General features: G+C 69.8%; 10 protein-coding genes. 1 reads left to right on the top strand and 9 read right to left on the bottom strand.

Annotated features, from left to right (window positions below):
- The 9 genes from C662_RS10825 to C662_RS10785 all read right to left on the bottom strand — a co-directional run.
- Positions 1-200: SDR family NAD(P)-dependent oxidoreductase (locus tag C662_RS10825; protein WP_002928686.1), on the bottom strand; the 200-nt coding region annotated here is incomplete at its 3' end.
- A gap of 40 nt (positions 201-240) precedes the next feature.
- The gene (locus C662_RS10820) at positions 241-771 is read right to left on the bottom strand and encodes a DUF3833 domain-containing protein (RefSeq protein ID WP_037982795.1); all 531 of its coding nucleotides are present in this window, start codon (positions 769-771) and stop codon (positions 241-243) included.
- A 2-nt stretch (positions 772-773) separates the two neighbouring features.
- Positions 774-2,165, bottom strand: a complete 1,392-nt coding sequence (locus tag C662_RS10815) for an MFS transporter (RefSeq protein WP_002928684.1) — start codon at positions 2,163-2,165, stop codon at positions 774-776.
- Positions 2,162-2,752 carry a chalcone isomerase family protein gene (locus tag C662_RS10810; RefSeq protein WP_002928683.1) on the bottom strand — a complete coding sequence of 197 codons (591 nt, stop codon included), beginning with the start codon at positions 2,750-2,752 and terminating at the stop codon, positions 2,162-2,164. Before C662_RS10810 ends, C662_RS10815 begins: the two co-directional genes overlap by 4 nt.
- Positions 2,752-3,993, bottom strand: coding sequence for an SAM-dependent methyltransferase (locus C662_RS10805; protein ID WP_002928682.1), 1,242 nt, complete (start codon positions 3,991-3,993; stop codon positions 2,752-2,754). Before C662_RS10805 ends, C662_RS10810 begins: the two co-directional genes overlap by 1 nt.
- On the bottom strand, positions 3,993-4,751 hold the full coding sequence (locus C662_RS10800) for a DUF1365 domain-containing protein (protein WP_002928681.1): 759 nt from the start codon (positions 4,749-4,751) through the stop codon (positions 3,993-3,995). The genes C662_RS10805 and C662_RS10800 overlap by 1 nt, the downstream gene beginning before the upstream one ends.
- Complete coding sequence (locus C662_RS10795) at positions 4,751-6,097, bottom strand: NAD(P)/FAD-dependent oxidoreductase (protein WP_002928679.1); 1,347 nt, start codon at positions 6,095-6,097, stop codon at positions 4,751-4,753. The genes C662_RS10800 and C662_RS10795 overlap by 1 nt, the downstream gene beginning before the upstream one ends.
- A 4-nt stretch (positions 6,098-6,101) precedes the next feature.
- On the bottom strand, positions 6,102-6,908 hold the full coding sequence (gene folE2, locus C662_RS10790; protein WP_002928678.1) for a GTP cyclohydrolase FolE2: 807 nt from the start codon (positions 6,906-6,908) through the stop codon (positions 6,102-6,104).
- Complete coding sequence (locus C662_RS10785; RefSeq protein WP_002928677.1) at positions 6,905-7,225, bottom strand: hypothetical protein; 321 nt, start codon at positions 7,223-7,225, stop codon at positions 6,905-6,907. The genes folE2 and C662_RS10785 overlap by 4 nt, the downstream gene beginning before the upstream one ends.
- Positions 7,226-7,576: 351 nt before the next feature.
- Between C662_RS10785 and C662_RS10780 the strand changes: the two genes are divergently transcribed.
- The gene (locus C662_RS10780) at positions 7,577-9,196 is read left to right on the top strand and encodes a Na/Pi cotransporter family protein (protein ID WP_051018564.1); all 1,620 of its coding nucleotides are present in this window, start codon (positions 7,577-7,579) and stop codon (positions 9,194-9,196) included.
- The last annotated feature ends 15 nt before the right edge of the window (positions 9,197-9,211 follow it).

Genomic DNA, 9,211 nt, shown 5'->3' with positions numbered 1-9,211 from the left:
GCCGCGCGCACCGCCTGCAGCCGCTCGACGCCGCGCGCCGACAGCGCCAGGCGCGCACCGCGCGCGGCCAGGTCCAGCGCCAGCGCCTCGCCGATGCCGGTGGAGGCGCCGACGATCCACACCCGCCGCCCCTGCCAGTTTCGGATCGGCGTGTTGAGCGGGGCGAACAGCCCGCTCCCGCTCCGGGTCACCGTCGTCATCGCTGCATCCTCGCTGCCATGCGCGCCCGGTCCTCGCCGCTCAATCGGCGCGCTTGAAGAAGGACAGCGTGACCTCGCCGAGGCGGAAGCCCCACTTGCTCATCAGCGAACGGTTGAGCATCACCTTGTCGTCCATCAGGAACATCCAGTCGTCGAAATCGACGTTGTAGACCTTGTCGCCGACCGGCAGCGCCAGCACGTAGCGCCAGCGCAGCGCATTGCCCGCAGCCTCGCCGCTGGCCTCGCCGACGACATCGTCGGCGCGCCCGCTGTAGCGCCCGGGGCCGAGGCGGGTGATGGTCCACACGCGGCGCTGGGTGCTGCCATCGGAGTAGGTGAAGTGCTCGTCGAGGGTGCCGACCTCGCCCTCCCAGCTCGCCTCGATCAACACGTGGAAGCGCTTCACCACCTTGCCCGAGCGGTCCTGGAACATGCCGTAGGCGTCGAGCGTGCCGTTGAAGTAGTCGCGCAGTTCGAGCACCGGCTGCTCGGCGCGGTAATGATCGACATTCACCGTCGTGCACCCCCACAGGCCGACCACGGCCACGATCCACAAGAAAAGACGTTTCACGATCACGATTGCACTCCCTCACAGACAGTCGCCTTGCGCAGGCCGTCGGCCGACGGCACATCCGGCTCGATCCAGGCGCGCCAGCGCCACAGCAGCACGATCGCCCCCAGCTTGAGCACGACCGGCACGAAGCCATACACCGCCGCCAGCGCCGTCACCGCAGCAGGCTCGCGCGCCCCCGGCGCATAGCCGAGCAGCGCGAGCAGCGGCAGCGCCAGGCCAGCCGCCAGTGCGAGGTTGGCCTTGGTGACGAAATTCCACCAGCCGAAGCATGCCCCCGCCTGCAGAGGGGGCTGAGCGCGCCCGGTCGCGCTGCGCGCGACGAGGTCGGCGAGCAGCGAGGGGGGCAGGCTGAGGTCGGCGCCGAGCGCGAGCCCCGACAGCACGCAGATGAGCGCGTAGGCGAACACGTCGCCGTCCCCGAGCAGCCCGGCCCAGGCGAACACCGCGACTGCCAGCACCATGCCGGCGAGCCAGGCGCGCAGCTTGCCGATGCGCTGCGACACCCGCACCCACAGCGGCAGGCTGGCCGCCGCGGCGACGAAGTACAGCACCAGGAATAGACCCGCGAGCCGTTCAGCGCCGAGCACGTCGGCGACGAAGAACAGTACGGTGGCCGACGGAATCGCCGCGGCGATGCCATTGGCGGCGAACACCGCGAGCAGGCGGCCGAAGCCGGCGTCGCGCACGGTGGCGCGCAGGCCTGACCACAGCGGCGTCGCCCGTACCGGCACGCGGCCTGCACCCTGTCCGGCCAGGCCGGCCGACGGAACTGCCGGCGCGCGCCACAGCGTCCACAGGCCGAAGCCGGCGAGCAGCGGCAGGAACAGCCAGGCCAGGCGCGCCAGCCCGGTCGCCTCGTCGGCGCCCAGCGCAAGCACCGCCGGCAGAGCCGCGGCCAGCACCACGCCGCCGAGCCCGAAAGCCTCGCGGCTGGCGACGTAGCGCGTGCGCAGAAGCGGCGTGTGCGCCACCTCCGCACCCCAGGCGTTGTAGGCGATGGTCGCCACCGACCACGCCAGTGACACGCCGACCAGCAGCAGGAACAGCCAGCCAAGACCCGCCCCTGCGGGCGGCGCAAGCAGGCCGAGCATGCCAACGCCCAGGCCCGGCAAGGCCAGCGCGACCCACAGCCGGCGCCTTGGCAGGCGGTCGTTGGCCCAGCCGATCAAGGGGTCGGTAAACGCGTCGACGATGCGTGCGACGAGCAGCACCGCCCCCACCAGCGCCAGCGGCAGGCCGAGTCCTTCAGCGTACAGGCGCGGCACGTGGACATAGATCGGCAGCGCGGCGAAGGCCAGCGGCAGGCCGAGCGCTCCATAAGCTAGCAGCGCCTGGCGAGAATCGGTGCCAGGGCCCGGATCAGGTGAGGCGCTGGTCGCGGCGGCGCTCATCGCGCGCGCTCCGCCAGGCCGAGCAGTTGCGCGCGCAGACGCGGTTCGCGCGTGCGCGGGTCGAGCCAGATTGCAAAGAAGGCCGCCGCCAGCTCGGCGTCTTCGAGCGCCGCGGTCGGCTGGCCCTGGTGCCAGAACTGCGCGCCTTCGCCCGGGCGGTGCAGCCCGACCAGAGTCTCGCCCGCCTCCACCGAGGGCAGTGCGCGCGCCAGGGCCTGGGCCCAGCGTGCCAGCTGCGCTTCATCCTCATAGCCGAGGCGACGCATCTCCCCCAGGCTGAGTTCGACCAGGCGCGCGGACGACACCGCCCGTGCGTAGCGGATCGACAACGCATGGTCCGCAGCCAGCACCTGCGCCACCTCGGCCTCGTCGTCCACTGGCTCGGCGGCTGCATCGGGCATCGCCCACAGCGCCGCATCGTAGAGCTTGAGGCCGAACCAGCGCAGCTCACCCTCGCCCACGCGCTGAAGGCCGCCCTGAAGCGCCGGCGGCAGCTCACGCGCGAAGGACGGCGCGGCAACGAGCAAGGCGCCGGCGAGCAGCAGGGGCGCCAGCCAAGGATCGAGTGCAGCGCGCGGGCGTGGCATCAGCGCCTCCCGCCCCCTGCATCCGCATGCGCGAACACATAGTGGTGGACGTCGATGTCGCCCGTCTCGAAGCCGGCCTCGCAATAGGACAGGTAGAAGCGCCACATGCGCATGAAGCGCTCGGGAAAGCCCTGCGCACGTACCGCAGCTGCCTGCGCCTCGAAGCTGCGCTGCCAATGCGCGAGCGTGCGCGCATAGTCGCGACCGAAGGCGAAGTCGCCGACGATGCCAAGCCCGGCGCGTTGCGCCTGCTGCGCCACCCTGCTCGGGCTGGGCAGCATGCCGCCGGGGAAGACGTGGCGCTGGATGAAGTCGGTGCCGCGCCGGTAACGAGCGAACAGTGCGTCGGCGATGGTGATGGCCTGCACCACACAGCGCCCACCCGGCTTGAGCAGCGCACCGAGCTGGCCGAAGTAGGTGGGCCAGAAGCGCTCGCCGACCGCCTCGATCATCTCGATCGACACGATGTGGTCATACTGGCCGCGCACGTCGCGGTAGTCGCACAGTTCGAAGTCCGCGCGGTCGGCAAAACCGCCGCGCTCGGCGCGCGCGCGCGCGAAGGCGAGCTGGGACGGCGACAGCGTGATGCCGAGCACCTTGCAGCCGAACTCTGTGGCGGCGACCTCGGCAAAGCCGCCCCAGCCGCAGCCGACCTCGAGGATCGTCTGCCCCGGCTGGGCGCCGAGCTCGCCGAGGATGCGGCGGTACTTGCGCAGCTGGGCATCGACCAAGGACTCATCGGGGGTCGCGAAGACCGCGGCCGAATAGGTCATCGTCGGGTCCAGCCAGAGCGCGTAGAAGTCGTTGCCGAGGTCGTAGTGGGCCTCGATGTTGCGCCGCGAGCCGGTGCGGGTGTTGGCGCGCAGCAGATGCTGCAGACGGTGGCCAAGCAGGCGGAACATGCGGCCGTAGATGGCGCCATGCAGCTGGTCGCGGTTGGCCGACAGCAGGCGCAACAGGCCGGTGAGGTCCTCGGTGTCCCACAGGCCGTCCATCCAGGCTTCGCCGAAGCCGATGTCGCCGCGCGCGAGCGCCTCGTCGAACACGGCGTGGTCACGCACCCGCAGGTGGGCCACGAGCGGACCGTGGCCAGCGCGCAGGCGCAGGCCGTCGGGCAGTTCGACGGCGAGCGCGCCACCCTGCAGGCGGTCGAGCATCTCCAGGGCGAGCCGGGTGGCGCGCGGGCGGCGACCGAGGCGCACGCTGGCCAGCGGCTGCAGGGCATGGTCGAGTGCGTTCATCAGGTGGTCTCCTCAAGCGGTGGCGCGGGCTTGCGATGGAAGCTCACCCGACGCAGGGCCAGGCGCAAGGCCTGCCAATGGATGCGGGCGACGACGCCCAGGGTCATGAAGGGTTGGCGGACCAGCCACTTGCGCATCGCGGAGCCGTCGAGCGCCTGGGCGCGACCGGACAGGCGGGTGCTCAGGCGCAGCGCGCCCTCGTCCCACAGGTCGACCGACACCGCGTGCACCTCGCCCTGGCGCTCGAAGCGGAAGCGGTACTCGCCGCGCACCGGGAAGAAGGGCGAGACGTGGAAGCACTTGCGCGCGCGCAACTCGTCGCCCGCCGCAATCGGGCGCAGGTCGGGGTGGTGCACCAGGTAGTTGTGACGCTCGCCGAAGGTGTTGTTGACCTCGGCAAGCACGACACGCAGGTTGCGCGCGTGGTCATGGCAGAACCAGAAACTGACCGGGTTGAAAACGAAGCCGAAGATGCGCGGCATGGTCTGCAGCACCACCTCGCCGTCGCACAGCTCGCCCAGGCCATGCCGGTCGAGCACGCCGCGAATCCATGGCAGCAGCGGGCTACCGTCGCGGGCGCCGTGGTCGCGGCTGTATATGGCGAACACGTTGGGGCGGTCGATGCCGAGCAGGGGCACCTGCAAGGTGTCGAGCCTGCCCAGCGGCAGGCGCAGGAAGGCTGTGGGGTAGATGAAGCGGTTGTGCGCCTGGACGTGGCGCTCATGCATCACCGCACCGAAGCATACGGCGGCGTTCATCAGGCCGCGAGCTCCAGCGCAGGCTCGACGGCCGTGACACGACCGCGCCGCCATGGCACCTCGACGCCCATTGCCTCGGCAACGGCCACCGCCGACTTGAGGCCATCTTCATGGAAACCGTAACCGGTCCAGGCCCCGGCGAACCAGCTGCGGTTGTTGCCCTGGATGGCCGGCAGCGCGGCCTGGGCGTCGATCGCGCCCTGGTCGAACACCGGGTGGGCGTAGTGGAAGCGGCCGATGACACGCTCACTGTCCGGCTCGAGGAAGGGGTTGAGCGACACCACCACCGGCGTCTCAAAGGGCAGCGGCTGCAGGCGGTTGATGAGATAGCTCACCGACACCGGGCGGTCGTCGGGCTCGCCCTCGCCGGACAGGTAGTTCCACGCCGACCACACCTTGCGCCGCTGCGGCAGCAGCGCGGGGTCGGTATGCAGAATGGCAAGGTTGTCCTGGTAGCGCACCGCGCCGAGGATGCGGCGTTCCTGCTCGCTCGCCCCCTCGCCCAGGATGGCGAGCGTCTGGTCGCTGTGACAGGCGAACACGACCTCGTCGAAGCGCTCGACGCCGGCACGCGTATGCACGCGCACGCCCAGCGCGTCGCGCTCGACGCGCAGCACCGGGTGGCCAACGCGCACATCGTCCAGGCGACCGAGCATGCGGCGCACGTAGCTGCGCCCACCGCCTTCGACCGTGAGCCAGCGCGGACGGTCGAGGACCTGCAGCAGGCCATGGTTGTGGCAGAACTGGACGAAGGTGGCGAGCGGGTAGTCGAGCATGGTGCGCGTCGGACACGACCAGATCGCGGCCGCCATCGGTAGCAGGTACCAGTCGCAAAAGGCCTGGCCGTAGCCCTCGAGCTCAAGATAGTCACCGAGCGAGATCGCCGGCATCCCACCTGCGGCCGCCAGACGCGTCGTCTCGCGGTTGAAGCGCATGATGTCGCGCACCATGCCCAGGAAGGCGGGGCGCAGCAGGTTGGCGCGCTGCGCAAACACCGTGTCCAGGTTGGTACCCGCCCACTCCAGCCCGGGGCCGGCGAGGCTGACGCCGAAGCTCATCTCGGTTTCCACCGCCTCGACGCCGAGCAGTGCGAAGAGCGCGCACAGGTTCGGGTAGGTGCGGCGGTTGAAGACCAGGAAACCGGTATCGACCGGATGGGTGCGCCCCTCGAGGGTGACGTCCACCGTGTTGGTGTGGCCGCCGACGTAGTCGCCCGCTTCGAACAGCGTCACGCGGTCGCGCTGTGCCAGCAGCCAGGCCGTGCCGAGGCCGGCGATGCCGCCGCCGACCACCGCCACCCGGCGCGTGTCACCCGCACCCAGGCGCTCGAGCTCACCCATCTTCATGACGTCACTCCGCCGCGTTCTCGCCCTCGATCAGGGCGTACGCGGAATGGTTGTGGATCGACTCGAAGTTCTCGGACTGCACCGACCACGCGGCGATGCGGGCGTCGGCGCGCAGGCGCAGTGCGATGTCGCGCACCAGATCCTCGACGAACTTGGGGTTGTCATAGGCGCGCTCGGTGACCCACTTCTCATCCGGGCGCTTGAGCAGGCCGAAGACCTCGCAAGACGCCTCCTCCTCGGCCATGCGCACCAGTGCGTCGATATCCAGGTCGCCACGCAGGCGAGCCTTGAGCGTGATGTGGGAGCGCTGGTTGTGCGCGCCATAGGCGGAGATCTTCTTCGAGCACGGGCACAGGCTGGTCACCGGCACGGTCACTTCGAGCGTCGTGGCCACCACGCCATCCTCCACGCGCTCGACCACCACGCAGGCGTCCATGTCGAGCAGGCTGGCCACGCCCGAGACCGGCGCGAGCTTGTTGATGAACCAGGGAAAGCGCGCCTCGATGCGCCCGCTGTCCGCCTCCAGGCGCACCAGCATGTCGGCGAACAGGCGACGCAGACCGGCGAGGTCGAGCGCCTCGCGCTCGGCCTCGAGCAGTTCGACGAAGCGCGACATGTGCGTGCCCTTGACGTCGGCCGGCAGGCCAACCGTCATCTCCAGCGTGACCACGGTGTGTTGCACCGAACCCGCACTATCGCGCAGGGACATCGGGTAGCGCAGGCCGCGCACGCCCACGCGCTGGATCGGGAGGGCGCGGTGGTCGGCACTGGCCTGCACGTCGGGCAGAAAGAACTTGTCAGGGGCGTTCATGAGCGTTCCTTGTGGCGGATGGCGCCGGGGTTGGCGATGGGGAGGGCGTCGGGTTGCGCGCTGGGCAGTGCAAGCGGTGCCGCGCGCACGGGCAGATCCGGGCGATGCATGAAGATGAGCAGATCGATCGGCACCGCCCTGGCGCCCTTTACGGGCATCGGCGCGCCGTCCTGGGTCACCACAGCGACCATGACCGGTGCCACCGCCAACGGCGCGCCCGGCGCGAGCCGCTCGGCTTGGGCGACATGAGGCAGCAGCGAACAGACGGCTGCGACCGACAGACCGCCGAGCCAGCGTGGGAGCGTCTTCTCGTTCATAGCTATGTCCTGGACAGAAGTAAGCGACGATCAAACGATAGGCCAGCCCATCGTAGATGTCAATGTTTTGTCCTGGACAAATAGAGTAAAGAACACAAGAACAAGTGCCCCAAGCCGCCCGGCGCGATGCTGCGCCGCGCTGTCCCCCGAGCAGCGCCGGCCAGCACGGGACGCCCTCGGCGGAACAAAGTCGCACCACAACCGGGGCTTGCGGTATTACGCTTGCGGTTCGCCGACACAAGATACGTAATCAAAGCGCGGAGACAGCCCCTGGATACCAACCCCATCAGCACCTTCGAGGTCGTCGCCGGCCTGCTCGGCGGCATCGGCCTGTTCCTGCTCGGCATGCACATGCTCACCGAAGGCCTCAAGCTGGCCGCGGGCCGCGCGCTCGAGGGCATGCTCGAGCGCGGCACGGCGACGCCGCTGCGCGGGCTGGCGGCAGGCATGACCATGACGGCCCTGGTGCAGTCCTCCACCGCCGTGACCGTTGCCAGCATCGGTTTCGTCAACACCGGCCTGCTGTCGCTCAAGAACGCGATCTGGGTGATCTTCGGCTCCAACGTCGGCACCACGCTCAATGCCTGGCTGGTAGCCGCGCTCGGCTTCAGCTTCAAGATCGACGCCTTCGCCCTGCCCTTCGTCGGCATCGGCGCCGCGCTCATGCTGGCCGGACGCAGCCTGCGCATGCGCGCACTGGGCCAGGCACTGGCCGGCTTCGGCGTGTTGTTCCTCGGCATCGACGTGCTCAAGGACACCTTTTCCGGCTTCGGCGCCGCGCTCAACCTGCAGGACTACATCAGCCCGGGGGTGATGGGCTGGATCATCCTGGTCGGCATCGGCACCTTGCTCACCGTGCTGATGCAGGCCTCGGGCGCAGTGATCGCGATCATCATCACCGCCGCTCAGGGCGGGCTGATGTCGGTGGAAGCGGCTTGCGCGATGGTCATCGGCACCAACATCGGCACCACCTCCACCGCCATCCTGTCGGCCATCGGCGCCACCTCCAATGCGCGCCGCCTGGCCGCCGCGCACGTGATGTTCAACCTCGTCACCGGCACCGTGGCGCTGCTGCTGCTGCCGCTGCTGATCACGCTGCTGGGCATGACGAGAGAATGGATGGAGCAGCCCGCCACGCCGGCGGTCACGATCGCCATGTTCCACACCCTGTTCAACCTGCTCGGCGTGCTGCTGATGGTGCCGCTGGCCGGCGGCATGCTGCGCCTGCTGTCGAGCCGTTTCCGCAGCCGCGAGGAAGAGATCGCCCGCCCACGCCACCTCGATGCCAACTCGCTCGCGGTGCCCGACCTGGCATTACGCGCACTCCGCCTGGAGCTGGGGCGCACGCAGAGTTTTGCGGTGACCGCGTTGACCGCGAGCACGCGTACGCCACCCGACGAACCCTGGATCGAACGCCAGGCCGGCGCACTCGACGCCCTCGGCCCTGCAATCGCCGCCTATGTGCGCAAGCTCAGCGTGGCAAGCCTGCCGCCCGCGCTGGTCGAGGCGCTTGCGCACAGCCTGCGCACACTGCAGTACCAGCAGAGCGCAGTCGGCGCCGCACGCCAGGCTTGCAGCCTGGGCACGGTACTGGGCCCGCCGTCCGAGCCCGAGCTGGTGGCTGCCGCCGATGCCTTCCGCCAGGCCGCGGCCAACCTGGCTGCCAGCGCAGACGCGAGCCAGACCGATTTCAACGCGGTCCGCGTGGAGCAGTTGCTGCTCGATACCGAGAACCGCTACCAGGCGCTCAAGGAGGCGCTGCTGCTGCAGGGCGCGCACGCGCGGCTGGACATCAACACCATGCAGGAGTGGCTGCGGCTGGCGAGCCTGCAGCGCCGGGCAGCGGAACAGGTCGCCAAGGGGGCACGCATGCTCGCAGTGCTCGATGGCGACCTGCTGCCGCACCAGGTCGAAGACGGTCCGGACACCGACAACGACGGTAACGGCGAGCCGGCACGCGTCCCCGCATAACGGCCGGCACCAGGG

The organism is Thauera sp. 28, from assembly GCF_000310145.2.
Lineage (GTDB): Bacteria > Pseudomonadota > Gammaproteobacteria > Burkholderiales > Rhodocyclaceae > Thauera > Thauera mechernichensis.
Note: the sequence above shows the minus strand (reverse complement) of the source record. Positions and strands in the feature narration are given on the sequence as shown.